Annotated in this window: 18 protein-coding genes; 10 read left to right on the top strand and 8 right to left on the bottom strand. The window is 68.5% G+C overall.

Annotation, left to right across the window (positions count from 1 at the left end):
* Positions 1-52: 52 nt before the first annotated feature.
* Positions 53-2,686: a ligase-associated DNA damage response DEXH box helicase gene (locus ACU5AP_RS04335; RefSeq protein ID WP_128718912.1), complete on the top strand. Its 2,634-nt coding sequence runs from the start codon at positions 53-55 to the stop codon at positions 2,684-2,686.
* 166 nt (positions 2,687-2,852) lie between these two features.
* Positions 2,853-3,596: a ligase-associated DNA damage response endonuclease PdeM gene (gene pdeM / locus ACU5AP_RS04330; protein ID WP_128718913.1), complete on the top strand. Its 744-nt coding sequence runs from the start codon at positions 2,853-2,855 to the stop codon at positions 3,594-3,596.
* Positions 3,597-3,620: 24 nt separating this feature from the next.
* Here the strand turns inward: pdeM and ACU5AP_RS04325 are convergent, their stop codons facing one another.
* Positions 3,621-4,109 (bottom strand): Lrp/AsnC family transcriptional regulator, encoded by a 489-nt coding sequence (locus tag ACU5AP_RS04325; protein WP_003166242.1) that lies wholly within the window; start codon positions 4,107-4,109, stop codon positions 3,621-3,623.
* Positions 4,110-4,257: 148 nt separating this feature from the next.
* On the opposite strand from ACU5AP_RS04325, the gene ACU5AP_RS04320 reads away from it, so the two are divergent.
* The 5 genes from ACU5AP_RS04320 (at position 4,258) to ACU5AP_RS04300 (ending at position 11,117) form a co-directional block, all read left to right on the top strand.
* Positions 4,258-5,487, top strand: coding sequence for a 3-methyl-2-oxobutanoate dehydrogenase (2-methylpropanoyl-transferring) subunit alpha (locus tag ACU5AP_RS04320; RefSeq protein ID WP_128718914.1), 1,230 nt, complete (start codon positions 4,258-4,260; stop codon positions 5,485-5,487).
* Between the two features lie 3 nt (positions 5,488-5,490).
* Positions 5,491-6,594 carry an alpha-ketoacid dehydrogenase subunit beta gene (locus tag ACU5AP_RS04315; protein WP_312053974.1) on the top strand — a complete coding sequence of 368 codons (1,104 nt, stop codon included), beginning with the start codon at positions 5,491-5,493 and terminating at the stop codon, positions 6,592-6,594.
* 1 nt (position 6,595) lies between these two features.
* Positions 6,596-8,245: a 2-oxo acid dehydrogenase subunit E2 gene (locus ACU5AP_RS04310; RefSeq protein WP_446680837.1), complete on the top strand. Its 1,650-nt coding sequence runs from the start codon at positions 6,596-6,598 to the stop codon at positions 8,243-8,245.
* Positions 8,245-9,642, top strand: coding sequence for a dihydrolipoyl dehydrogenase (lpdA, locus tag ACU5AP_RS04305; RefSeq protein WP_446680836.1), 1,398 nt, complete (start codon positions 8,245-8,247; stop codon positions 9,640-9,642). The genes ACU5AP_RS04310 and lpdA overlap by 1 nt, the downstream gene beginning before the upstream one ends.
* 1,118 nt (positions 9,643-10,760) lie before the next feature.
* A complete protein-coding gene (locus ACU5AP_RS04300) occupies positions 10,761-11,117 on the top strand; it encodes a hypothetical protein (protein ID WP_446680835.1) in 357 nt (118 codons plus the stop codon).
* A gap of 3 nt (positions 11,118-11,120) precedes the next feature.
* On the opposite strand, the gene ACU5AP_RS04295 is transcribed toward ACU5AP_RS04300, so the two are convergent.
* Positions 11,121-11,453 carry a GIY-YIG nuclease family protein gene (locus ACU5AP_RS04295; protein WP_128718918.1) on the bottom strand — a complete coding sequence of 111 codons (333 nt, stop codon included), beginning with the start codon at positions 11,451-11,453 and terminating at the stop codon, positions 11,121-11,123.
* 242 nt (positions 11,454-11,695) lie between these two features.
* Positions 11,696-14,281: an ATP-dependent chaperone ClpB gene (gene clpB / locus ACU5AP_RS04290; protein WP_128718919.1), complete on the bottom strand. Its 2,586-nt coding sequence runs from the start codon at positions 14,279-14,281 to the stop codon at positions 11,696-11,698.
* A gap of 182 nt (positions 14,282-14,463) precedes the next feature.
* On the opposite strand from clpB, the gene ACU5AP_RS04285 reads away from it, so the two are divergent.
* Positions 14,464-15,096, top strand: coding sequence for a LysE family translocator (locus tag ACU5AP_RS04285; RefSeq protein ID WP_046652396.1), 633 nt, complete (start codon positions 14,464-14,466; stop codon positions 15,094-15,096).
* Between the two features lie 16 nt (positions 15,097-15,112).
* Here the strand turns inward: ACU5AP_RS04285 and ACU5AP_RS04280 are convergent, their stop codons facing one another.
* Complete coding sequence (locus ACU5AP_RS04280; RefSeq protein ID WP_446680834.1) at positions 15,113-17,389, bottom strand: TonB-dependent receptor domain-containing protein; 2,277 nt, start codon at positions 17,387-17,389, stop codon at positions 15,113-15,115.
* A gap of 164 nt (positions 17,390-17,553) precedes the next feature.
* Here ACU5AP_RS04280 and ACU5AP_RS04275 point away from each other — a divergent pair, with 164 nt between their 5' ends.
* Both ACU5AP_RS04275 and ACU5AP_RS04270 read left to right on the top strand, forming a co-directional pair.
* A complete protein-coding gene (locus ACU5AP_RS04275) occupies positions 17,554-19,449 on the top strand; it encodes a BCCT family transporter (protein ID WP_233126833.1) in 1,896 nt (631 codons plus the stop codon).
* A gap of 72 nt (positions 19,450-19,521) precedes the next feature.
* Complete coding sequence (locus ACU5AP_RS04270) at positions 19,522-21,174, top strand: serine hydrolase (protein ID WP_076224366.1); 1,653 nt, start codon at positions 19,522-19,524, stop codon at positions 21,172-21,174.
* A 156-nt stretch (positions 21,175-21,330) separates the two neighbouring features.
* Here the strand turns inward: ACU5AP_RS04270 and ACU5AP_RS04265 are convergent, their stop codons facing one another.
* The 4 genes from ACU5AP_RS04265 to ACU5AP_RS04250 all read right to left on the bottom strand — a co-directional run bounded on the left by ACU5AP_RS04265 (position 21,331) and on the right by ACU5AP_RS04250 (position 24,798).
* The gene (locus tag ACU5AP_RS04265; protein WP_003166255.1) at positions 21,331-21,732 is read right to left on the bottom strand and encodes a hypothetical protein; all 402 of its coding nucleotides are present in this window, start codon (positions 21,730-21,732) and stop codon (positions 21,331-21,333) included.
* 72 nt (positions 21,733-21,804) lie between these two features.
* Positions 21,805-22,530 carry a DUF4893 domain-containing protein gene (locus ACU5AP_RS04260; protein WP_446680833.1) on the bottom strand — a complete coding sequence of 242 codons (726 nt, stop codon included), beginning with the start codon at positions 22,528-22,530 and terminating at the stop codon, positions 21,805-21,807.
* Positions 22,531-22,578: 48 nt separating this feature from the next.
* The gene (locus ACU5AP_RS04255) at positions 22,579-23,304 is read right to left on the bottom strand and encodes a DUF4893 domain-containing protein (RefSeq protein WP_446680832.1); all 726 of its coding nucleotides are present in this window, start codon (positions 23,302-23,304) and stop codon (positions 22,579-22,581) included.
* A gap of 105 nt (positions 23,305-23,409) precedes the next feature.
* Positions 23,410-24,798 (bottom strand): hybrid sensor histidine kinase/response regulator, encoded by a 1,389-nt coding sequence (locus ACU5AP_RS04250; RefSeq protein ID WP_446680831.1) that lies wholly within the window; start codon positions 24,796-24,798, stop codon positions 23,410-23,412.
* Between the last annotated feature and the right edge of the window lie 23 nt (positions 24,799-24,821).

The raw sequence follows: 24,821 nt of genomic DNA, 5'->3' as shown, positions 1-24,821 counted from the left end.
TCAATAGCGTCAGAGGTGACGAAACGGAACGGGAACATGCTATAGGCTTGGCGTGACGCCGCCGATCACCGCAACGCTTCCGTCCCTGTTCGCCGACTGGTTCGCCGGTCGGGGCTGGTCGCCGCGCCGGCATCAGCTGGAAATGGTGGCGGCGGCGAAGGCCGGACAGCACGCCCTGCTGGTGGCGCCGACGGGCGGCGGCAAGACGCTGGCGGGCTTTCTCCCCAGCCTGATCGATCTGGCCGAGCGAGGGCCGAGGCCGCAGACGGGGCCGGGATCAGGCGTCCACACCCTCTATCTGTCGCCGCTGAAGGCCCTGACCACCGACGTCGAACGCAACCTGATGACGCCCATCCGCGAGATCGGGCTGAACATCCACGTCGAAAGCCGCACCGGCGACACCAAACAGTCGAAGAAGCAGCGCCAGCGCGACTTCCCGCCCGACATCCTGCTGACCACGCCGGAGCAGTTGGCCCTGTTCTGCGCCTGGGAGGGGGCGAGGGACTATTTCGCCGACCTGAAATGCGTGGTGTTGGACGAGGTCCACGCCATCTGGAGCGGCAAGCGCGGCGACCTGCTGGCGCTGGGGCTGGCGCGGTTGCAGACCTTCGCGCCGCAGATGCGGCGGGTGGCGCTGTCGGCGACAGTGGATGATCCGCAAAAGATCGCCAACTGGCTTTCTCCTTCTCCCCTCGGGGGAGAAGGTGGGCGGCGGAGCCGCTCGGATGAGGGGGCCGCTGAGAACAAACCCGACGCCGCCAGCATGGATCAGACCGCCCCCTCATCCGTCTCGCTGCGCGAGCCACCTTCTCCCCCGAGAGGAGAAGGAGTCAGGCTTGTTTTGGGCGACCCCGGAGCGCCGCCGATGATCGACGTGCTGGTGTCTGAGGGCCGCGTCCCCTGGGCCGGGCACACCGGCGTCCACGCCATCCCGGAAGTCTATGACGCCATCCGCCGCGCAGGGCTGAGCCTGATCTTCGTCAACACCCGCTGGCAAGCCGAGTTCGTCTTCCAGTCGCTGTGGGCGATCAATGAGGACGACCTGCCGATCGCCCTGCACCACGGCTCCCTGGCCGCCGAGCAGAGGCGCAAGGTCGAGGCGGCCATGGCGCGCGGCGATCTGAAGGCCGTGGTCTGCACCTCGACGCTGGATCTGGGCATAGACTGGGGCGACGTCGATCTGGTGATCCAGTTGGCTGCGCCCAAGGGGGCCAGTCGTCTGGTCCAGCGCATCGGCCGGGCCAATCACCGGCTGGACGAGCCCTCGCGCGCCCTGATGGTCCCCGCTAGCCGCTTCGAGATGCTGGAGTGCCAGGCCGCGCGCGAGGCCGTGGCCGAGAACGCCTTCGATTGGGAGCCGGAGCATACCGGCACGCTGGATACGCTGGCCCAGCACGTGATGGGCTGCGCCTGTTCGGAGCCGTTCGACCTGAGCGATCTGTTCGCCGAGGTGACGACGGCGGGGCCCTATCGCGGCCTGACCTATGAGGCGTTCGAGGAGGTAGTCGATCTGGTCGCCACCGGCGGCTATGCCCTGCGCACCTACGACCGCTTCGCCCGCATCGTGCGGACCCGCGACGGCAAATGGACCGTCCGCAACGCCCAGATGGCCCAGCGGCACCGGATGAACGTCGGCGCCATCGTGTCGGCCGCCAATCTGAACGTGCGGGTCGCGGGGCGGCGCGCGGGCGGCAAGCACCTGGTCGCAGGCCGCAAGATCGGCGAGGCAGAGGAATGGTATTTCGAGCAGATGACGCCCGGCGACACCTTCGTCTTCGGCGGTCAGGTCTGGGCCTTTCAGGGCATCGTGAAAACGGACGCCCTGGTCTCGCCCGCCGTCGATAAAGACCCGAAGATCCCCTCCTACGGCGGCTCCAAATTCCCGCTGGGCACCTCGCTGGCCGAACGGGTGCGGCGCATGGTGCAGGACCGCGACCACTGGCGCGTCCTGCCGCCCGACGTGCAGGAGTGGCTGGAACTGCAAGCGTTGCGCAGCGCCATCCCCGAAGCCGAGACCCTGCTGGTCGAGACCTTTCCGCGCGGCACGCGGCATTTCCTGGTCGCCTATCCATTCGAGGGGCGTCTGGCGCACACGACGCTGGCCATGCTGCTGACCCGGCGGCTGGATCGGATGGGCGTGGGGCCGCTGGGCTTTGTGGTGACGGACTATTCGCTGGCGATCTGGTCGATCCGGCCGATGGACGACCTCGATCTGGACGCCCTGTTCGAGCCGGACATGCTGGGCGACGATCTAGAGGCCTGGCTGGAGGAAAGCTTCATGATGAAGCGGTCATTCCGCAACTGCGCCCTGATCTCGGGCCTGATCGAGCAGCGCCAGCCGGGAGCGGAGAAGACCGGACGGCAGGTGACGTTCTCGACCGACCTGATCTACGACGTGCTGCGGCGGCATCAGCCGGACCACCTGCTGCTGAGGACGGCGCGAGCGGATGCGGCGACAGGCCTGTTGGACGTGGCGCGACTGGGCCAGCTGTTAAGCCGCATCCACGGCCGCATCGTGCACAAGAGGCTGGACCGGCCCTCGCCCTTCAGCGTGCCGGTGCTGGTGCAGATCGGGCGCGAACGGGTCGGGGGAGACGCCGCCGAAATGATCCTGGACGAAAGCGCTGAGGCCCTGATCGCCGAGGTCATGGAAGACGCGCCCGAGGCGCTAAAGGGGGCCGCGTGAAGACATCATGCGCCCTTCTCTCCTTGGGGGAGAAGGTGGCTTGCGGAGCAAGACGGATGAGGGGGACGCCAGCCGCGTGCTCGTCGTTTAGCGGCTTGCCTGCGGATACAGCCCCCTCATCCGAGCGGCTCCGCCGCCCACCTTCTCCCCCTAGGGGAGAAGGACGATGAACGACGCCTTGCGCGCGGCCCTGTCGCCCTATCGCCACCCCTGCGGCGGGCTGAGGCTGACGGTCAACGGCGAGCCTTGCGTGCTGCGCTGTTCCGGCGCCCTGTGGCTACCGACGCATAAGACCCTGATCGCCTCGGACCTGCATCTGGAGAAGGGCTCGGCCTTTGCGGCGCGCGGGCAGATGCTGCCGCCCTATGACAGCCCCGCGACCCTGGTCAGGCTCGAGGCCGAGATCGAGGCGCTGGACCCGCGCACGGTCATCCTGCTGGGCGACAGCTTCCACGATTCAAAGGCGGTGTCGCGCATGGACGGCGCTCAGCTGACGCGGCTGGAAATCTTGGCCGCCGGGCGCGACTGGATCTGGCTGGAGGGCAATCACGACCTGGACGCCCTGGCCGGCGCGCTGGCAAAGCCCTTCAAGCGCCTGCCCGGCCGAGTGGTCGAGACCCTGGCGCTGGGCGGCCTGTTCCTGATCCATGAGCCGCAGGTCGATCCGGCGCCGGGCGAAGTCGCGGGCCACCTGCATCCCGCCGCCCGCGTCGCCGCCTATGGCCGGGGCGTGCGCCGGCCCTGCTTCGTCACCGACGGGCGGCGGCTGATCCTGCCCGCCTTCGGCGCCTTCACCGGCGGGCTGGACGTGCGCGATCCCGCGATCACGGGCCTGTTTCCCGTCCCGCCGCTGACCGCCCTGCTGGGACGGGACAAGGTTCACGCCGTCGCCTTCGACCGCCTGAGCTGACCAAAGGCGACGGCGCGATCAACCTCAGCCGACGTGCGGCGTGATGATGCCCAGCGGCAGGGTGGTGACGTTCTTCACCCCGCGCGTGACGATATGGCTCTCGCAGTTGGAGACGATGCCCAGCGTCAGCAGCTTGTCGCGCAGGAACTGGTCGAAGGCGTGCATGTCGGTGGTGATGATGCGCAGGACGTAATCCTCGCGCCCCGTGATGGTGGCGCACTGCACCACTTCGGGCCAGCTTTCGACGGCCTGTTCGAAGATCTGCAGGTTGTCGCGGGTCGGCAGGCTCAGCTTGACGATGGCGTAGACTTCGAAGTCCAGGCCCAGAAGACCGGCGTCCAATAGCGTGACACGCTTGCGTATCAGGCCAGAGTCCTCCAGTCTCTTGATCCGGCGCCAGCACGGCGAGGCCGACAGGCCGACGCGATCGGCGACCTCGGCGACAGACAGGCCTGCGTCCTGTTGAAGGATGTCGAGGATGCGCGCGTCGATAGGGTCGAGGTCGTCGGCCAAAGGCTTTCTCCGAATTAGCTTTCTGCGCAATAAAATACCCCAAAACGCCATTTGGCAAGGGTATTTTTAGGAGAGCCAACAATCATACGCCATGCTATGCCCTCATCCATAAGGAAACGCGGCCGGTTCAACCGGACGGGAGGCATTGATGAAGAACACCCCGACGCTGTCGCTGCGCGTGCCGGAGCCTTCGGGTCGGCCGGGCGACACGCCTGATTTCAGCCACCTGAAGCTCGATGCGCCGGGAGCCGTCGACCGCCCGGAGGTCAGCACGGCGCCCGCCGAGATGCGCGATCTCGCCTTCCGCCTGATCCGCGTGCTGGACGATGAAGGCAAGGCCGTGGGCCCGTGGGATCCCAAGCTGGACCCTGAGACGATGCGTCGCGGCCTGAAGGCCATGATCCTGACGCGCGCCTTCGACGACCGGATGCACCGCGCCCACCGTCAGGGCAAGACCAGCTTCTATATGAAGTGCACCGGCGAAGAGGCCATCGCGGTCGCCCAGGGCATGATCCTGAGCCGCGAGGACATGGGCTTCCCCACCTATCGCCAGCAGGGCCTGTTGATCGCGCGCGACTATCCGCTCGCGACCATGATGAACCAGATTTATTCGAACGCCGAAGACCCCATCAAGGGCCGCCAGCTGCCGATCATGTATTCGGCCAAGGACTACGGCTTCTTCACCATCTCGGGCAATCTGGGCACGCAATATGTTCAGGCCGTGGGCTGGGGCATGGCCTCGGCCATCCGCGGCGACGACAAGATCGCCATCACCTGGATCGGCGACGGCTCGACGGCCGAAAGCGACTTCCACTCGGCCCTGACCTTCGCCGCCGTCTATCGCGCGCCGGTCATCCTGAACATCGTCAACAACCAGTGGGCCATCTCGTCCTTCCAGGGCATCGCCGGGGGTCTGGACACCACCTTCGCCTCCAAAGGCATCGGCTACGGCTTGCCCGCCCTGCGCGTCGACGGCAACGACTTCCTGGCCGTCTGGGCGGCGACCCAGTGGGCCGAGGAGCGCGCGCGCACCAACCAGGGCGCGACGATCATCGAGCTGTTCACCTATCGCGGCGCCCCGCACTCGACCTCGGACGACCCCAGCCGCTACCGCCCCGGCGACGAGCATGAGAAGTGGCCGCTGGGCGACCCGATCGCCCGCCTGAAGCAGCACCTGATCGGTCTGGGCGAATGGTCCGACGAACAGCAGGAAGAAGCCGAGAAGGAAGCGGTCGAGAAAGTCCGCGCCGCCGCCAAGGAATCCGAGGCCATTGGCACTCTGGGCCAATCGCGCCCCAGCGTGAAGACCATGTTCGAGGAGGTCTATGCGACCGAGGACTGGCGTCTGGTCGAACAGCGCCGCGAAGTAGGAGTCTGAGTGATGGCCGAGATCAACGACAAGATTGAAGCCGACATGGTCGACCAGAAGGACGCCCCGGCGTCGGTCGCCCCGGACGCGCCCGCTATCGCCGCGATGAACATGATCCAGGCCCTGAACTCGGCCCTGGACGTCAAGATGGCCGAAGACCCCACCGTCGTCTCCTACGGCGAGGACGCGGGCTATTTCGGCGGCGTCTTCCGCGTCACCGACCACCTGCAGAAGAAGCACGGCCTGAACCGCAGCTTCGACGCCCCGATCTCGGAATCCGGCATCGTCGGCACGGCCATCGGCATGGCCGCCTATGGCCTGCGCCCGGTCGTCGAGATCCAGTTCGCCGACTACATCTATCCGGCCTACGACCAGATCGTCTCCGAAGCGGCCAAGATGCGCTATCGCTCGGGCGGCCAGTTCACCACGCCGATGGTGGTGCGCAGCCCCTACGGCGGCGGCATCTTCGGGGGCCAGACGCACAGCCAGTCGCCCGAAAGCCTGTTCACCCACATCGCCGGTCTGAAGGTGGTGATCCCGTCCAACCCCTATGACGCCAAGGGCCTGTTGCTGGCGGCGATCGAGGACGACGATCCGGTCATCTTCTTCGAGCCCAAGCGCCTCTACAACGGCCCCTTCGACGGCTGGCACGAAAAGCCGGTCAGCCCGTGGAAGGCGCAGGAACTTGCCCAGGTTCCGACCGGCAAATACGTCGAGCCGATCGGCAAGGCCCGGGTGATGAAGGAAGGCGCCGACGTCACCATCCTGGCCTACGGCACCATGGTCTGGGTGGCGCTGGCGGGCGCCGAACATGCGGGCGTGGACGCGGAGGTCATCGACCTGCGCACCCTGGTCCCGCTGGACATCGAGGCCATCGAGGCCTCGGTCAAGAAGACCGGCCGCTGCGTCATCGTGCACGAGGCGCCGAAAACATCGGGCTTCGGCGGCGAACTAAGCGCCCTGGTTCAGGAGCGCTGCTTCTATCACCTGGAGGCGCCGGTGGCGCGCGTGACCGGCTGGGACACGCCCTATCCACACGCCTTTGAATGGGAATATTTCCCCGGACCGCAGCGGGTCGCCGACGCGCTGAAAGCCGTCATGTCGGGAGGCCGTTAAGATGGGTCGTTTCGTCTTCAAGCTGCCCGACGTGGGCGAAGGCACTGCCGAAGCCGAGCTCGTCGGCTGGCACGTCAAGGTCGGCGATACGGTCGCCGAGGATCAGATCGTCGCCGACGTCATGACCGACAAGGCCACGGTCGAACTGACCAGCCCGGTCGCGGGCGTCGTCACTGCCCTGCACGGCGAGCCCGGTCAGATGATGGCCGTGCGCGGCCCGCTGGCCGAGTTCGAGGTCGAGGGCGAAGGCAACGCCGCCGCCGACGAACCGGCCGCCGCGTCCGTCGCCGCCGCGCCGGAACCTGCTGCGGCTCCGATCGAAGCCCCCAAGGCTGAAGCCGCCCCGGCCCCGGTCGCCGCCGCTGGCGCGAACCACGTCTTCAAACTGCCCGACGTGGGCGAAGGCACGGCTGAGGCCGAACTGGTCGGCTGGCACGTCAAGGTCGGCGACGCGGTTCAGGAAGACCAGATCCTGGCCGAGGTCATGACCGACAAGGCGACGGTCGAACTGACCAGCCCCGTCTCCGGCGTCGTCGTCTCCCTGCACGGCGAAGCCGGTCAGCAGATCGCCGTCGGCGGTCCGCTGGTCAGCTTCAAGGTCGAGGGCAAGGGCAATGTCGCCGAAGCTCCCGCCGCTGCCGCGACGCCTGTCGCCAAGGCCGAGAAGGCTGCGCCGGCTCCTGTCGCCGCACCGACCGCCAAGCCTTCCGCTGCGCCCAAGGCCGACGCCAAGCCCGTTCCGGCCCTGACCGGCCGCCAGCCGGGCGAGCGCCCGCTGGCCTCGCCCGCCGTGCGCAACCGCGCGCGAGATCTGGGAATCGATCTGGTCTTCGTGCCGGGCAGCGGCCCCGCAGGCCGCATCGAGCACGCCGATCTGGACGCCTTCGTCGCGCGCGGCGGCACGTTCGCCCCGGCCACGGCCTCGGGCGGCTCGCTCTACGCCAAGGCTGAGGGTGCCAACGAAGTCCGCATCATCGGCCTGCGCCGCAAGATCGCGGAGAAGATGGCCGAGAGCGTGCGTCGCATCCCGCACATCACCTATGTCGAGGACATCGACATGACGGCGGTGGAAGAACTGCGCGCCCACCTGAACGCCCAGAACAAGGGAACCGGCCGCGCCAAGCTGAACGTCCTGCCCTTCATCGCCCGCGCCATCGTCGTGGCCCTGAAGGATCAGCCGAACATCAACGCCACCTATGACGACGAGGCGGGCGTGCTGACCCAGCACAACGCCGTCCACCTGGGCATCGCCGCCCAGACGCCGAACGGCCTGATGGTCCCGGTCGTCCGCCACGCCGAGGCGCGCGACGCCTATGACACGGCCGAGGAGATCGCCCGCGTCTCGGGCGCCGCCAAGGACGGCAGCGCCAAGCGCGAGGAGTTGTCCGGCTCGACCATCACCATCACCTCGCTGGGCACGCTCGGCGGGGTGGTGCACACGCCCATCATCAACCACCCCGAAGTCGCCATCGTCGGTCCCAACAAGATCGAGGAGCGCGTGGTGGTGCGGAACGGCCAGATGGTCGTGCGCAAGATGATGAACCTGTCCTCCAGCTTCGATCACCGCATCGTCGACGGCCACGACGCGGCGGTCTTCGTGCAGAAGATCAAGACCCTGCTGGAGAACCCGGCCACGCTCTGGATGAACTGATGACCCAGACCCTCAAGACCAAAGTCCTGATCATCGGCGCCGGAACCGGCGGCTATGTGGCGGGGATCCGTTGCGGCCAGCTGGGGCTGGAGACCGTGCTGGTGGACGCGTCGCCCGGCCTCGGCGGCACCTGCCTGAACGTCGGCTGCATCCCGTCCAAGGCCATCATCCATGCCGCAGGCAAGTTCGAGACGGTGGCCAAGGCCGCCGGCGACGGCACGCTGGGCATCACCGCCTCGACCCCGGCCATCGACCTGTCCAAGACCGTCGAGTGGAAGGACGGCGTGGTCAAGAAGCTGAACGCCGGCGTCGCCGCCCTGCTGAAGAAGGCCAAGGTCAAGGTCATCAAGGGCTGGGCCGAGTTCACCGACGCCAAGACCTGCACGGTGAAGACCGACGACGGCGACATCCGCATCACCGCCGAACACGTCATCCTGGCCACGGGGTCGGAGCCGGTCGAACTGCCCTTCCTGCCCTTCGGCGGCGACGTGATCTCGTCCACCGAGGCCCTGAACCTGCCGGAAGTGCCGAAGAAGCTAGTCGTCGTCGGCGGCGGCTACATCGGCCTGGAGCTGGGCATCGCCTTCCGCAAGCTGGGCGCCGAGGTGGCCATCGTCGAGATGGCCGAGCGCATTCTGCCGCTCTACGACAAGGCCCTGACCGACCCGGTCGCCAAATGGCTGGAGAAGCACGGCGTCCAACTGCTGCTCGGCGCCCGCGCGGGCGGCTTCGGGGACGGCAAGCTGAACGTCACCGACAAGGACGGCAACCCGATGCAGCTGGACGCCGACAAGGTGCTGGTCACCGTCGGCCGCCGCGCGCGGACCCACGGCTGGGGCCTGGAGAACATGGGCGTGGCCATGAACGGCCCGTTCGTGAAGATCGATGAACGCTGCGCCACCAGCATGAAGAACGTCTGGGCCATCGGCGACCTGACCGGCGAGCCCATGCTGGCGCACAAGGGCTCTGCCCAGGGCGAGGTCGTGGCCGAGATCATCGCCGGCCACGACCGCGTCTTCGACCCGGTCACCATCGCCGCCGTCTGCTTCACCGAGCCGGAGATCGTCTCGGCGGGCCTCGGCCCCGACGACGTCAAGGGCCGTGACGACGTGATCCAGGCCGTCTTCCCCTTCGCCGCCATCGGCCGCGCCCTGGCCATCGAGGCGGGCGAGGACGGCGGCTTCGTCCGCGTCATCGCCTCCAAGACCGACCACCGCCTGCTGGGCGTCCAGGCCGTCGGCCAGCACGTGTCGGAGCTGTCCAACAGCTTCGCCCAAATGCTGGAGATGGGCGCGGTGCTGGAGGACGTGGCCGGAACCATCCACGTCCACCCGACCCTGGGCGAAGCCTTCCACGAGGCGTCCCTGCGCGCGCTCGGCCACGCCATACATATCTAAGGGCGCTATGCTCGGGTCGCGGACCCTCGCGACTTGAGCGCAGTCGAGCAGGCCGCGGTCGTCGGCCCTTCGGGACGTCCCGACCCGACGCGGCCTGAGCACGTCTTCCTTCTCCCCTTGCGGGAGAAGGTGGCAGCCGAAGGCTGACGGATGAGGGGTCGCGCGGCGGTCTAAGCGTGCCCTTCATCCGACCTCGGAGAGACCCCTCATCCGGCCCTGACGGGCCACCTTCTCCCACAAGGGGAGAAGGAACAGCTTTACCCGCCTCGGCGTGACCGGGCGGCGAGAGGGCTGGGCGGGGCGCCGGGGCTTCGCCCGGAGAGAATTGAGCAATACCGTTTCGACGAAGGCCGACGCCCCGCGCGAAGAGTTGGACATGAGCTCGGGGCAGGCGCCGTTATTCGCGGCTACCCCCGGCGCCCATGACGGGCAGGCCGCGCGACGACGCGGTCCTGGAACGGTCCGAGTAACCCCCTCGACCCTGGCCGGAGCCTCTCTGGCGGACGGGTCGAACGCCCCGTCGCTAGGCCCCGTCGGCTCCGCGTCCCGATGTCTGCGGCCGGTCGCGCTTGCGCGCGGCGTGAGGCCGCGGAACGGCGTTGGAGGCGTTCGCCTCGTTCCGCCGCCCGCAGGACATCCTGAACCGCCCGCCCGAACCGTCGCCGCCTTCCGCTGGGGTTCCCCTTGCCCGGCGCGCGCGATGGGAGGCCGACGATCCGACACGGACCCCGTTCTCTCCGCTCCCGCCGCCGCTTCGGTTCGCCGGCCGAGCGAGCCCTCCCCTGCGACGGGACGAGGGCCAGGATGCGGGAGGCGGGAGGTGGGGCGCGTCGATCGCGGCCGGCGTCGGCCAGTCCCGCCGGATTTCAGGGATTGGCGGACCTTGATGTGAAGGCCGACGGCTTTTCCTTCTCCCCTTGTGGGAGAAGGTAGCAGGCAGAGCCTGACGGATGAGGGGTTGCGGGACGTGAACCCCATAGCCTCGCCATCAGATTTCGGAGAGACCCCTCATCCGAGCCCTTCGGGCCCACCTTCTCTCACAAGGGGAGAAGGAACAGAGAGGCCCGCTTGCCCACGGCCGACGAAAGACCGACCCTTGGCGCAAACGGGAGGCTTCGATGAGCGCGCAGACCCACTACCTGGCCGTCTTCACCAGCGACAAGACCGGCCCCAAATGGCGGGCCTGGCGCGCCATGAGCGAGGCCGAGCAGGCCGAGACGGCCCGCCTCGGCGTCGCCGCCGTCGCCGAATGGGAAGAAGCGCACCGCGACTCCATCGTCTTTCAGGGCGGCCCGCTGGGCCCGACCAAACGCATCGACGACGACGGCGCCGTGACGGACGTGGTCAACCTGCTGACCGTCTTCATGGTCGTGCGCGCCGACAGCCACGAGGCGGCGGCCCGCCTGTTCGAGAACCACCCGCATATGAACCCCTTCCCCTGCGACGGGGTGGAGGTGATGCCGGTGCTGGGGTGAGGCTCAGTGGGCGCCCGGCGGGGTCCAGTTCGGATCGGAAAACCAGTCGGCCGCGAGGTCGCGCCAGTCCGGGTTGGCCTTCTCGATCAGGGCCAGCTTCCAGTCGCGCAGCCACTTCTTGATGCGCCGCTCGCGCCGGATCGCATCCAGCATCAGGGCGTGCTGCTCGAACCAGACCAGACGAGTGCAGTCATAGGCGTCGCTGAAGCCGGGAAAGGCGCGCGTTCTGTGCTTCCACACGCGGCTTTCCAGATTGGAAGTCGAGCCGGCGTAGAGCGTCCCGTTGCGCCCGCTGGCCATGATGTAGGTCGCGATCAAGGTGCGATGGGTCGCCATGCACACAAGCTATGCCGCTCCCCCTCTTTCGTCATCCTCCGGGCCGCGCGCAGCGCGGAACCGGGGGACCCAGCGGCGCCGAAGGCGATCTAAGGGCGGCCGCCGAGCGTGGATCTTTCGCGCTCCCGCGCGCCGCTGGGTCCCCCGGTCTGCGCCGCTGACGCGGCTTGCCGGAGGATGACGAAAGAAAAAAGGGGCCGCAATGACGCGGCCCCTTTCTCGGATCGACGCTGGAAGGCGCGTTAATGCACCCGCGCCTTCCCGATCTCCAGCCCATCGCTACCCGCTGACACCGCCACCACGCTGCCGTCCTCGATCTCGCCGGCCAGCAGCTTCTTGGCCATCGGGTCGACCAGCTCCTTCTGGATGACGCGCTTCAGCGGCCTTGCGCCGTAGACCGGGTCGTAGCCCTTGTCGGCGAGCCAGGTCAGGGCGCTGTCGTCCAGGGCCAGCGTCAGGCGGCGGTCGGCCATCAGCTTCTCCAGACGCGCCAGCTGGATGCGGACGATGCCGCCCATCTGTTCGCGGCCGAGGCGGTGGAACAGGATGATCTCGTCGATGCGGTTCAGGAACTCGGGCCGGAAGTGAGCGCGGACCTGTTCCATGACCAGAGGACGGACGGCCTCGACATCCTCGCCCTCGGGCTGGTCGGCCAGAAACTGGCTGCCCAGGTTGGAGGTCATGATGATCAGGGTGTTCTTGAAGTCGATGGTGCGGCCCTGACCGTCGGTCAGGCGGCCGTCGTCCAGCACCTGAAGCAGCACGTTGAAGACGTCGGGGTGGGCCTTTTCGACCTCATCGAACAGGACGACCTGATAGGGGCGGCGGCGCACCGCCTCGGTCAGGGCGCCGCCCTCGTCATAGCCGACATAGCCCGGAGGGGCGCCGATCAGGCGGCTGACCGAGTGCTTCTCCATGTATTCGCTCATGTCGATGCGGGTGATGGCGTTATCGTCGTCGAACAGATAGCCCGCCAGCGCCTTGGTCAGCTCGGTCTTGCCGACGCCCGTGGGGCCGAGGAAGAGGAAGCTGCCCAGCGGCTTGTTCGGATCGTTCAGACCGGCGCGGGCGCGGCGCACGGCGTCGGAAACGGCGGCCAGGGCCTCGTCCTGACCCACCACGCGGCGACCCAGTTCGTCCTCCATCTTGAGCAGCTTCTCGCGCTCGCCTTCCAGCATCTTGTCGACGGGCACGCCGGTCCAGCGGCTGACGACCGCGGCGATCTGTTCAGCGTCGACGACCTCAGGCGTCAGGGGGGCGGCGACCGCCGCCGGGGATTCGGAATCCGCGAGTTGCTTCTCAAGCTGCGGGATCTGGCCATAGGCGATCTCTGAGGCGCGGCCAAGGTCGCCGGCGCGCTGGGCGGCGGCCAGTTCGGCGCGCAGGCGGTCCAGGGTCTCGCGCAGTTGGGCGCCCTGCCCCACCTTGTCCTTTTCCGACTTCCAGCGGGCGGTCATGTCGTCCGACTGGCCTTCGAGGTCGGCGATCTCGTCCTCCAGCTTTTCGAGACGTTGCTGCGAGGCGCTGTCGCTCTCCTTCTTCAGGGCCTCGCGCTCGATCTTGAGCTGGACCAGACGGCGGTCGATCTCGTCCAGCGCCTCAGGCTTGGAATCGACGGCCATGCGCACGCGCGACGCGGCCTCGTCGATCAGGTCGATGGCCTTGTCGGGCAGGAAGCGGTCGGTGATGTAGCGGTTCGACAGGGTGGCGGCGGCGACGATGGCGCTGTCGCTGATGCGCACCCCGTGGTGGACTTCGTATTTTTCCTTCAGGCCGCGCAGGATCGACACCGTGTCCTCGACGGTGGGTTCGGAGACGAAGACCGGCTGGAAGCGACGGGCCAGGGCCGCGTCCTTCTCGACGTGCTTGCGGTATTCATCGAGCGTGGTGGCGCCGACGCAGTGCAGTTCGCCGCGCGCCAGGGCGGGCTTCAGCAGGTTGGAGGCGTCCATCGCCCCGTCGCCCTTGCCCGCGCCGACCAGGGTGTGCATCTCGTCGATGAACAGGACGATCTGTCCCTCGGCGGCGGCGACCTCGTTCAGCACGGCTTTCAGCCGCTCCTCGAACTCGCCGCGGTATTTGGCGCCCGCGATCAGCGCGCCCATGTCGAGCGACAGAACCTTCTTGTCCTTCAGGCTTTCGGGCACGTCGCCGTTGACGATGCGCAGGGCCAGACCCTCGACGATGGCGGTCTTGCCGACGCCGGGTTCGCCGATCAGGACGGGGTTGTTCTTGGTGCGGCGGGCCAGCACCTGAATGGTGCGGCGGATCTCCTCATCGCGGCCGATGACCGGGTCGACCTTGCCGTCGCGCGCGGCCTCGGTCAGGTCGCGGGCGTAGCGTTTCAGGGCGTCGAAGCTGTCCTCGGCGCCCGCGCTGTCGGCGGTCTTGCCCTTGCGGATTTCGGCGACGGCGTCGTCCAGCTTCTTGGCCGTGACCCCGGCGGACTTCAGCGCCTCGGCGGCGGCGCCGCCCTCCTTGGCGATGGCGGCCAGCAGGCGTTCGGTGGTGACGAAGGCGTCGCCCGCCTTTTTCGCGGCCTCCTCGGCGGCGCTGAAGACGCGGGCGGTGTCGCCGTCCAGATAGATCTGGCCCGAGCCGCCCGAAACCTGGGGCCGCTTCTTCAGCAACCCCTCGATGACGAGTTCGACGGCGGACGGGTCTCCGCCCGCCTGATCGATCAGCTTGCGGGCCAGGCCGTCGCGCTCCTCGAGCAGCACCTTGAGCAGATGCTCGGGCGCGAACTGCTGGTGGCGGCGGGCCAGGGCCAGCGACTGGGCGGACTGGACGGCCTGTTTGGCGCGGTCGGAATAGAGGTCGAGATTCATGTCGTTCGGTTTCCCCTCGGGAGGCGGATTTCGACTCAATGCGCCCTTTCACGAAGCGACGCCTTGAGCTGTCGCAAAGGAGGTGGGTGTGGCCTATGGGACACGCAAGAGGGCCGGCTCGCGATTGATGACGCCGCCCGTCACGGCCTAGCGTGGCCGCCAGAAGAGGATGGAAATCGCCGATGCAGCCGCCCATCGATCCCACCGTGGTCGCGCCCTTCCTGGTCGCGGTCGCGCTGATGGAGCTGACCCCCGGCCCGAACATGGGGTGGCTGGCGCTGGTGTCCCTGTCGCAGGGGCGCGCGGCCGGGCTGGCCGCCGTGGTCGGCATCACCCTGGGCCTGACGCTGTGGATGGTCGCCGCCGCCTTCGGGCTGACGGAAGTGGTGCTGCGCTGGCCCGCCTTGTATCAGGCCATCCGCTGGGCGGGCGTAGGCTTCCTGCTGTGGCTGGCCTGGGACGCCTGGCGCAGCGCGGGCGACGGCGCAGGCGTCGCCCCGGTCGCGATGCGGCGACGCGCCCTGTTCCGACGCGGCCTGATCGGCAATCTGCTGAACCCCAAGGCCGCCTTGCTCTATGTGGTGCTGCTGCCCGGCTTCATGCGCCCCGACCACGGCTCGACTCTGGCGCAGGCCCTGACGCTAGGCGCGCTGCACGTTCTGGTCAGCGTCGTCGTCCACACGACCATCGTGCTGACGGCGGCGCGCGCGGGCGGCGCCCTGTTGACCCGCGCCCAGGGTCCGATGCTGCGCGCCGCCATGGCCCTGGGCCTGGTCGCCATCGCCGCCTGGACCGCCTGGGAGACGCGAGCCTGAGCGGGTCATATCCGCGTCAGCCGCCCGTCGGGCCGGTCGAGAAGTCGAACTGCTCGGGCTGGCGCCGCGGTCCTCCGCCGAAGGACCAGGTCAGGCCCAGATAGAAGGCGCGCAAATTCAGATCCTGGTCGAAACGCTCGCGGAACTGAGGCGTGTCATAGGTGGTGGCGCCGCCGAACGAGTTCAGGATGTCGCGCGCGGTGAACTGCAGGGACAGGGTGTCGCTCAGCTTGCGGCGATAGCCGAAGTTCAGCATGCCTCCGCTCTCGCGCGTGCCCTGGGCCAGAAGTTGATCGCCCTGCCAGAAGCCCATCAACTGCACGAAATCCTTAGGCGTGGCCTGCCAGTTCAAGCTGAGACGCCCTGTCAGCATCTCGCCCTCACGGTCGCGACCGCCCACGATGCCCGCAGCGTCGTTCTCCTGACGGAAAGCGTTGATGCTGGCGTTGTAGCGCAGGGTCGGGTGCAAGCGGCCGCTGGCGGTCAGTTCGATCCCCAAGTCGCGTCGAGCGCCCAGGTTCTCGGGTCGCGTCAGCAGGACGCCGCCGCCCACATCGGCCGCCACGTCGGTGAAGGCCTTGGTCGTGTCGCGGAAGTAGGCTGTGGCCTGATAGAAGCTCTGACCGCGCCGCATCTGCCACATGGCCTCAAAGCTGTCGGTCTCCTGCGGCTCCAGGTCCGGATTGCCTGAACGCAGGTTCAACGGATCGCCATAGACGACGAAAGGATTCAACTGCGACGGCTGAGGCCGCTGGATTCGCCGCGAATAGCTGCCGCGCAGCGTCTGGGTCTCGGTCAGCTGATACTGCAGGTGGAAGGTCGGATAGGCGCGGAAATAGTCCTGGGACGCGCGCACGGCGTTGGTGACGTCCTCGACCTCGATGTCCGCCTGCTCCAGGCGCAGTCCGAACTGGCCGGACAGCTTCTCGCCGAACGGCCGTTCATAGGTGGCGTATAGGGCGTGGACGATCTGCTCCGCCTCGAACCGATTGCTTTGCGACGGCACGAGGACCAGAGCCTTCTCGGACGGCCCGCGCCGCACCTCATTCTCCTGATCCGGCCGGGTGAGGTTCAGCTCATATCCCGCGCGCAGCTTGGCGCCCTCGCCCATCGGCCGGGTGTAGGCGCTGGTGAAACCGATTGTCTGCTGAGCGTTCAAACCCCGCTGAGCCTCATAAAAGGCCGGCTCTGTCGGGAGGCTGAAGATGTTGGCGGCTAGCGAGTCATTTTCATGGTCGTTGCGATCGTAGCGCAACTCATTCGACCATTCATGCCCCGAGGCGTCGAACTGGTGCAGCACCCGGCCCGTGACGCCCCAACCGTCCATTGCGAAGCCGCCCGAACCGTTGCGGGCGTAGGCGCGAGTCAGCGCCCCGGAGCCGTCGCGGGTTTCGAACAAGCCGCGAACGTCGCTGTCGACCTCGAAACGGTTGGCGCGCACCTCGCCGGTCAGCATGGTCTTGTCGGTCAATCGGTATTCGGCCGCCACCCGACCGAAGAAACCCCTCTGGGTCGAGTCGATGTTTTGAGCCGTCGTCGTCGTGCCCACGGTCGCGCCGGTGGCGTTGAGCTGTTCGCGCAGACGGTTGAAGGCCAGGCCCTGATCATCATGGCGATAGCTGAGATCGCCTGTCAGGGTCAGCTTGCCGCGTTGCCGCGAACCGCTAGCGCCGACGTTCCATCGCCCATTGTCGCCGACATTGGCGCGCAACGAGCCGGTCGTGACTGTCGCGCCCGACGCCCCCGCAGCCGCCGCGGCGGCCACCGCCGCCGGAACCGGCTTGGTGATCAGGTTGATGACCCCGCCGGAGCCCTCGGGACTGTAGGCGGCGGACGGATTGGTCATCACCTCGATGCCGGCGTAGCGATCGGCCGGCAGCTGCAGCACCGCGTCGGCGCGGTTCGGGCCCGACAGAATGGCGGAGGGACGGCCGTCGACCAGGATGGTGACATTGCCGTCGCCGCGCAGGGAGACGTTGCCCTGAGGATCGACATCGACCGAGGGCACGTTGCGCAAGGCCTCGGCCAGGGTGCCGGTCGCCGCTTGAAGATCGTCGGCCAGGCTGTAGCTGATCGAGTCGATCGACGTGCGGACATCATTGGAGCGGGCGCTGACGACGACATCGCCCACGGCCGCAGGCTGGTCATCCTTGTCAGCCTTTTGAGGCGGACTCTGGACCTGCTGTGCGCGGGCGGCTGACGGCGACGCGGGTTGCGCCGTCTGAGCGAGCGAGCCTGCCGCAGGCAAGGCCAGAACGGCGCCCAACAAGGGCGCGAACTTGTATTTCTTCATATCTGGGCGTCCTCGCACGGACGTCCCTCAACGTCCTCCAGACCGCCGATACCAGCGCCACGACGCATAACCGAGTTACATCTTTTTCATTCCGAAGGCGGGTCTGTGACCCTGATGGAACCTTAAGCGTTGCCGTGCGCTTGGAGCCCATGCTGAGCTCAAAAATGAACCCTCGGGTCTTCTGGGGGGCCAGCGCCATCGCAGGCGGGCTGCTGCTGCTCGCCCTCATGGCGCCCGCGACGTCCGACCTGTTGTTCGGACGCGCCCAGGCCTGGGTGGTGGAGACGTTCGGCTGGTTCTACGTCGCTTCGGTCGCGGGCTTCATGCTGTTCGTCGCAGCGTTGGCCCTGGGACCGACAGGGCGGCTGAAGCTGGGGCCGGACGACGCCGAGCCGGACTTCCCCTATGTCTCCTGGCTGGCCATGCTGTTCGCCGCGGGCATGGGCATCGGCCTGATGTATTTCGCCGTCGCCGAGCCGGTCCAGCACTACATCGCCCCGCCCGAGGCGCAGCCCGGCACGCTGGAAGCCGCCCGCGAGGCCATGGTCATCACCTATACCCACTGGGGCGTCCACGCCTGGGCCATCTACGCCGTGGTGGGTCTGAGCCTGGCCTATTTCGCGCACAGGAAGGGACTGCCCCTGACCATGCGGTCCAGCCTCTATCCCCTGCTGGGCAAGCGGGTGAACGGCTGGCTGGGCGACCTGGTCGACATCTTCGCCATCTGCGGCACCCTGTTCGGCATCGCCACCTCCCTGGGCTACGGCGTGGCGCAGATGACCTCGGGCCTGAACTACGTCTTCGGCCTGCCCAACGACGTGATCATGCAGGTGGGACTGATCGTCGTGGTGATGGGCGCGGCGACGATCTCGGTGCTGACCGGCGTGGACAAGGGCGTGCGGCGGCTGTCCGAGCTGAACCTGTTCATCGCCGTCTGCCTGATGCTGTTCGTGTTGATCGTGGGGCCGACGCTCTTCCTGCTGCGGGCCTATGTGCAGAATTTCGGCCTCTATCTGGACCACTTCTTCGAGCGCACCTTCACCCTCTACGCCTATGAGCCGCGCGCCTGGATGGCGGACTGGACCCTGCTCTACTGGGCCTGGTGGATCTCCTGGTCGCCGTTCGTGGGCATGTTCATCGCCCGCATCTCACGCGGACGGACGGTGCGGGAGTTCCTCATCGGCGTGCTGCTGGTGCCGTCGGGCTTCACCTTCCTGTGGATGACGGTCTTCGGCAACACCGCCATGAGCCTGGACCTGGGCGTGGCGGCGGGGGCGATCTCGGACGCGGTGCAGACGGACCTGTCGACGGCCCTGTTCCGTTTCTTCGAGTTCCTGCCGGGCACGGCGATCACCTCGGTCCTGGCCATCGCCCTGGTGGCGGTCTTCTTCGTCACCTCGGCGGACTCAGGCTCGCTGGTGATCGACACCCTGGCCTCGGGCGGGGCCGAGGAGACGCCGCGCTGGCAAAGGGTCTACTGGTGCGGAATGGAGGGGCTGACGGCGGCCCTGCTGTTGTTGGCCGGGGGCCTCGGCGCCCTGCAGGCGGCGACCCTGGTGGCGGCCCTGCCCTTCGCGGTCATCATGATCCTGGCCTGTTTCGGCCTGGCGCGGCAGATGAACGCCGACCTGAAGGGCGAGGCCGTCGAGACCGAGGCGCCGCCCCTGCGCGAACAGCTCAAGCGCATCCTGGCCCCGGCCAGCCGTCGCGACATCGACCGCCAGATCGCGCGCCACGGCTTCCCGGCGCTGGAAGAGGTGCGCGCCGCCGTCGCCGCCGAAGGGCTGGAGAACAGCGAGGTCCAGAGCGACGACAACGGCGTCTGGCTGAGAGTCGAGCACGCCAACGGACGGGACTTCCTGTATCGGCTGGGCGCGCGCTCGCGGCCCCTGCCCGCCCTGACCGCGCTGGAGGCGCCCGAAAGCCGCCGCGCCCTGGAATGGCGGCTGAGCGCCGTGACCGGCGACGGCACGCGCCCGCGCGACGTGACCGGCTTCACCCGCGCCCAGATCGTGGCGGACGTGCTGGAGCATCTGCAAAGGTGGCGGCTGGCGGCGTAGGACGCTTTACGCCCCTTGGCCCGGCGGACGGGCGGCGTTAGCGTCGCCGTTCAGTCTTCGGGAGCGTCCTTGATGTCCATCCGCCTGTCGCGCCGCGCCGCGCTGATCTCTTCCGCCGTCGGCGCCGCCGGCGCGGCCCTGCCCGCGACCGGCTGGGCCCAGACCAGCGCCGATACGCGTTCCGACGACGAGATCGCCGCCGCCGCCGACGCCTGGGTGCGGCGTTGCATGGCCGCCTGGCCGGACCAGCCCGCCGTGTCGCTGGCCCTGGTCCGCGACGGCAAGACGGTGCTGGCCAAGGGTTATGGCGTGCGCCGTCAGGGCAAAAATGAACCCGCCGACGAACATACCCTGTTCGCCATCGCGTCGAACTCCAAGAACGTCACCGCCGCCTGCCTGGCCATCCTGGTCGATGAAGGCAAGGTGAAGTGGGACGAGCCGATCCGCACCTATCTGCCCGGCTTCACCCTGTCGGACCCGATGGTGGGCGAGCGCATCACGGTGCGCGACACGCTGAGCCACCGCGCCGGTTTCGGCCTGGGCGCGGGCGATCTGCTGTTCTGGCCCAACAGCGACCGGACGCGGGCCGAGGTTCTGGCGCAGGCCGCCTTCGTGCCCATCGAGGACGGCTTCCGCGAGGATTACCACTACTGCAACCTGATGTTCGTGGTGGCGGGCGCGGTGATCGAGAAGGTCTCGGGCCTGTCGTGGGAGGTCTTCGTCCAGACCCGCATCTTCGACCGCGTGGGCATGAGCGAGAGCGTGCCCCTGGCGCGTCTGGCCGACCCGAAGAAGAGCGCCCTGCCTCACGGCCGCGTCGGCCCGCCCCTGCGCTATCAGGGGGCGATGACCCAGATCGCCGAGTCGATCGTCGAGGTGTGGAACTGGGATTCGGCGGCGGCGGCGGGCGGCATCTGCGCCAGCGCCCACGACTGGGCCAAGTGGATCGCCGTGCGCCTGAACGACGGCAAGCTGGCCGACGGCTCGCGCCTGTTCTCCGAAGCCGCCGCGAAGGAAATGTACAAGCCCAACATCGTCGTCTCCTCGTCCAACGGGCCGACGGCGGCCCTGCCGAACCGGGCCGTAGCCTCGACCTACGCCATGGGCTTGCAGGTGCAGGATTATCGCGGCGAGCGACTGGCGACCCACGGCGGCGGCTCGCCCGGCGGCATCTCGGCCACGGTGCTGATCCCCGGCCGCAAGATCGGCTTCTCGGTCTTCACCAACGCCGAAGAGAGCTTCCTGCTGCGCGCCCTGCGCTCGGGCCTGTCGGACATCGCCATGAACAAGGTCGACGTCGACTGGATCGCCGATTCCAAGCGGATTGAGGCCGAAGGGACCGAGAAGTCGCTGAAGGCCGCCGTCGAGATCGACGCCAAACAGGCGGCGGGCGCGGCCCCCTCCCTGCCGCTGGAGGCCTACGCCGGAACCTGGCGCGATCCCTGGTACGGCGACATCGTCATCGAGCCGAAGACGGAAGGGCGCGGCCGCAACCGCAAGTCCGGCCTGTGGCTGCGCTTCACCCACACCCCGGCGCTGCAAGGCTGGCTGGAGCCCTATGACGGCGAGACCTTCCGCACCCGCTTCCCCGACAAGCGCGAGGAAGACGCCTTCATCACCTTCAGCATCGCCACGGCCAAGCCCGCCACGGCGACGGTCAAGGGCGTCTCGCCGGACATCGACTTCAGCTACGACTACCAGGATCTGCGGCTGACGCGGGTCTGAACGCCCTAACCTTCCCCTTGTGGGAGAAGGTGGCCCGTCAGGGCCGGATGAGGGGTCTTGCGACGGTGGATGAGGGTGATGTGGCTGCTCGCCAGAAACCCCTCATCCGTCTCGCTTCGCGAGCCGCCTTCTCCCACAAGGTGAGAAGGGTTCAGGTCAGCGCGCCGGACGTTGGCCCGCCTCCAGGATCGGCATCCCCGCCTCGGTGGGGATGTAGATGGTCTGGCGGCCTTCCTTGCCGGCCGTCTCCTGCAGCATGTTGATGTAGGACCAGCGCAGATAGGCCTCGGGGCCGCCCAAGGCCTCGGCCATGATGCGGTTGGCCTCATTGGCGCCCTTGGCGCGCTCGATCTCGGCGGCGGCGGTCAGCTTGGCCGAGTCCAGGGCGGCCTGGGCCTCCAGCACGCGGATGCGGCGGTTCTGCACCGCCTCTTCATAGGCCGCCTTGCCCGCCATCTGCTTGGAATAGACGTTGTAGGTGGGGAAGCCGATCAGCACGACCGCCAGGACGACGGCGATGGCGATGATGGATCCGAGCGTGAGGCCGACGCCGCGCATGAGGGTGCTCCGAAGGTAAAGGCGATGAGGCGCTCAGGGTGAAGGGCGCGCCCCTGAACGGTCAAGCTGCGATCAGCGCGTCAGCTCCAGAATGTCGAGCTTGGATTCCTGCTTGGGAAAGGGAATGACCAGGCGCCAGCGTTGCGGGCCGATGCGCTCGAACACGCCCAGCTGGTCGCGCTCGGCCTGGGCGCCGTAGGCGGGGAAGCCGGTCTCGTCGCCCCAGGCCTGGGCGCCGACATAGACCAGGCGTCGATCAGTGTCGGGATAGAGCAGGCCGCGCGTGCGCTGGCTGCCCGTGGTCTTCGCCAGGATCAGGTCGCCGCCGGGCGTCAGTTCGACGCGGCAACGGAAGGCCGGATAGGCGACGTAGGCCAGACCCTGCGCCTCGCGCGCGCCCAGCTTGACGGTGCGGCAACGGTAGTCGCCCGGCGGCGGTTGAAGACGACCGGCCTGCCCGGCGTTGGGATCGACCAGGACGCCGAGAGATTCGACCTCGTCGGCGAAGCCGCGCGCCTCGGCCTCGGCGCGGGCCAGGCTCCAGGCCTGGTCGAGGCGGCCCAGCAGGCTGGCGTCGGCGGGCGCGGCGACTGCACGCCAATCGTCGCCTCCGCCCTGCTCGCCGGGAGACGGGGACGGCGCCGCAGTCCCAGGCGGAGGCGATACGGCTTCAGACGGCGCCGCCACAGGCGCATCGGGCGAAGACGCGGGCGACGGAGTCGGCGCGGCGTCGCGGTCGCAGCCGGCCAGGGCGAGGACGCCCGCGAACAGGGCGGCGGCGACGGGGCTGAAGCGCATCGGGCTCTCTACTGTCATCCCGCCCTAACGGACAGGAACGGCGACGGTTCAGCGCGACGGCGGCGCCGGGACCAATTCCAGCAGGTCGAGGTTGGATTCCGCCGCCGGCCAGGGCGTGACCAGGCGCCAGCGCCGCTCGCCGATCCGCTCCAGCACGCCGACCAGGTCGCGTTCGGGCCGCTGGCCATAGCTGCGGGCCGTCGGTTCGGACGCCAGGGCCATGGAGCCGAGGAAGACCATTTCACGGTCGTTCTCAGGGAAGAGCAGGCCTGCGGGGCGTTGCGAGCCGGTGCGCTTGATCAGCTTCAGACCGCTGGGGGTCTGTTCGATGCGGCAGGCGAACCAGCCGTAGACCACATAGCCGAGCCCGCCTTCGTCGCCCTGCGAGCCCAGCTTGACGGTGCGGCAGCGGTAGGAGCCGGGCGGCGGGGCGACGTCGGGGCGGGCGGCGTCGGGATCGATCAGTTCGCCCAAGGCCGACAGATCGCCCGAACCGGGCTGACGTCGCGCCTGTTCCAGCGCCAGACTCCAGGCGGCGGCGCGGCGCTGATAACGGTCGCGGTCCGCCGGGGTGATGACGCCGCGCCAGTCGTCCAGCACGGCGCCGACGGGCGCTTCGGGCGCGGCCGGAACCGGCGGGAGCGGCGGCGGCGGAGGCGGCGGGGGCGTCGTGGCGCAGGCCGCCAGGGCCGCCGAGCCCAGAGCCGGGCCGATCAGGGTCTTGAACAGGGGCTGGAAAGCGAGCCGGGAGGGTCGGGTCGGCGTACGCGGCATATCGGTCTTCTCAAGCGACGGGGGATCGAAAGCCCCGTTTCTCTTTAGGAAGCCGCCATGAGGCGCGGCGTCAACCCCGCCCGTCGTCGCGACCGCGTGAAGTCGTCAGGCCTGCGCCGCCTTGGGCATGGTCGGCGAAGAGGCGTCAGACGGCGCCAGAAGACGCGACAGTCCTGCGGTCAGATCGGCGAGTCCGATCGGTTTGATCAGATATTCGGCGAAGCCCGCCGCCTGCGCGCGTCGCACCTCGTCCGGGGCGATCGCCGCCGACAGCGCCATGACGGGCAGGTCGCGGGTCAGCGGCTGCTGCGCCAGGGCGGCCTTGACCGCCAGGCCCTGCCCCCCGTGCAGATCAAGATCCAGGATGACGGCGTCGGGCTGAAGGTCGCGCGCCAGGTCCGCCCCCTCCTGCGCGGTCGCTGCGACGTGGAGCTGGATCTGACCCGCCCCGTGCAGCAGATGGCGCATCAGGGCGACCGCAGCCGCGTCCTCGGCGATGTAGAGCAGGACCGCGTCCGGCAGACGCGGCAAGGGCGAGGCGGCTCGGAACTCGGCCTGAAGCTCAGCCCGCAGTTCGGCCCGAAGTTCGACCTGACGCCGAGGTGAAGCCGGCAGGCGCAGAATGAAGGCCGCGCCCTCGCCTTCCCGGCTCTCGACCGTCAGATCGCCGTCCATGGCGGCCGCCAGACGGCGCGCGGCGGCCAGGCCGACGCCCGCGCCGTCAGCCGAGGAGGCGGCGCGGCCGCGCCGGGCGAAAGGGTCGAACAGGGTTTCGATCCGGCGCGGCGACAGGCCCGGCCCGGTGTCGCGTACGGTGATCCAGACCTCCTGGGCGAGGCGGCGGCCTTCGATCACCACCGTCCCGCCGCGACGATTATGCTGCACGGCGTTGCGGATCAGACTGGTCAACACCTGATCCAGGGCGCGAGGCTCGGCCTGGACCGTCAGCCCGGCCTGAAACGGAGGCGGACGCAGATCGACCCCCGCCGCCTCGGCCTGACCGGCCAGGGACTGGCAGATGCGCCGGGCGATCAGCAAAGGGTCCAGACGTTCGCGCGCGGCCGCGACGCCCGAGGCGTCCGCAAAGGCGGTCAGCCCCTCGACCAGAGTCCGCAGGCGAGCCGCGCCATCGTGAATCTGCTCGACGGCCTGGCTCTGACGACGGCTGAGCGGCTCATTGACCGCATTGATCCGCAGCAGATCGGCGAAGCCCAATATGGCGTCGAGCGGCCCGCGCATCTCACGGCTGAAGGCGGCGAGCAGGGCCGTATGGGTGCGGCGTCCGGCCGCCTCGACCGCCTGGGCGCGAAACAGGCGCGCCTCGACGTCGCAGGCGGCGCCTTCCAGATCAGCGATGCGTCGTCGGGCGGCGGCGAGCTGGCGGTCATGCAGCCGCTGCACCGCGCGAATGCGTCCGTGGGCGCCGATCGACAGCCTGACGCCCGCGACGCCCGTCGCCAGTCCGAGGGCGATCGCCAGTAGAACGAATTCCATCACACGTCCTCCCGATAGATCGA

Source organism: Brevundimonas sp. RM1 (assembly GCF_052907225.1).
Note: the sequence above shows the minus strand (reverse complement) of the source record. Positions and strands in the feature narration are given on the sequence as shown.

Bases quoted from the DNA above. Each gene is read 5' to 3' on its own strand.
- pdeM (WP_128718913.1), top strand. From the start codon at position 2,853: ATGAACGACGCCTTGCGCGCGGCCCTGTCGCCCTATCGCCACCCCTGC.
- ACU5AP_RS04320 (WP_128718914.1), top strand. From the start codon at position 4,258: ATGAAGAACACCCCGACGCTGTCGCTGCGCGTGCCGGAGCCTTCGGGT.
- ACU5AP_RS04315 (WP_312053974.1), top strand. From the start codon at position 5,491: ATGGCCGAGATCAACGACAAGATTGAAGCCGACATGGTCGACCAGAAG.
- ACU5AP_RS04310 (WP_446680837.1), top strand. From the start codon at position 6,596: ATGGGTCGTTTCGTCTTCAAGCTGCCCGACGTGGGCGAAGGCACTGCC.
- lpdA (WP_446680836.1), top strand. From the start codon at position 8,245: ATGACCCAGACCCTCAAGACCAAAGTCCTGATCATCGGCGCCGGAACC.
- ACU5AP_RS04300 (WP_446680835.1), top strand. From the start codon at position 10,761: ATGAGCGCGCAGACCCACTACCTGGCCGTCTTCACCAGCGACAAGACC.
- ACU5AP_RS04295 (WP_128718918.1), bottom strand. From the start codon at position 11,453: ATGGCGACCCATCGCACCTTGATCGCGACCTACATCATGGCCAGCGGG.
- clpB (WP_128718919.1), bottom strand. From the start codon at position 14,281: ATGAATCTCGACCTCTATTCCGACCGCGCCAAACAGGCCGTCCAGTCC.
- ACU5AP_RS04285 (WP_046652396.1), top strand. From the start codon at position 14,464: ATGCAGCCGCCCATCGATCCCACCGTGGTCGCGCCCTTCCTGGTCGCG.
- ACU5AP_RS04280 (WP_446680834.1), bottom strand. From the start codon at position 17,389: ATGAAGAAATACAAGTTCGCGCCCTTGTTGGGCGCCGTTCTGGCCTTG.
- ACU5AP_RS04275 (WP_233126833.1), top strand. From the start codon at position 17,554: ATGAACCCTCGGGTCTTCTGGGGGGCCAGCGCCATCGCAGGCGGGCTG.
- ACU5AP_RS04270 (WP_076224366.1), top strand. From the start codon at position 19,522: ATGTCCATCCGCCTGTCGCGCCGCGCCGCGCTGATCTCTTCCGCCGTC.
- ACU5AP_RS04265 (WP_003166255.1), bottom strand. From the start codon at position 21,732: ATGCGCGGCGTCGGCCTCACGCTCGGATCCATCATCGCCATCGCCGTC.
- ACU5AP_RS04260 (WP_446680833.1), bottom strand. From the start codon at position 22,530: ATGCGCTTCAGCCCCGTCGCCGCCGCCCTGTTCGCGGGCGTCCTCGCC.
- ACU5AP_RS04255 (WP_446680832.1), bottom strand. From the start codon at position 23,304: ATGCCGCGTACGCCGACCCGACCCTCCCGGCTCGCTTTCCAGCCCCTG.
- ACU5AP_RS04250 (WP_446680831.1), bottom strand. From the start codon at position 24,798: ATGGAATTCGTTCTACTGGCGATCGCCCTCGGACTGGCGACGGGCGTC.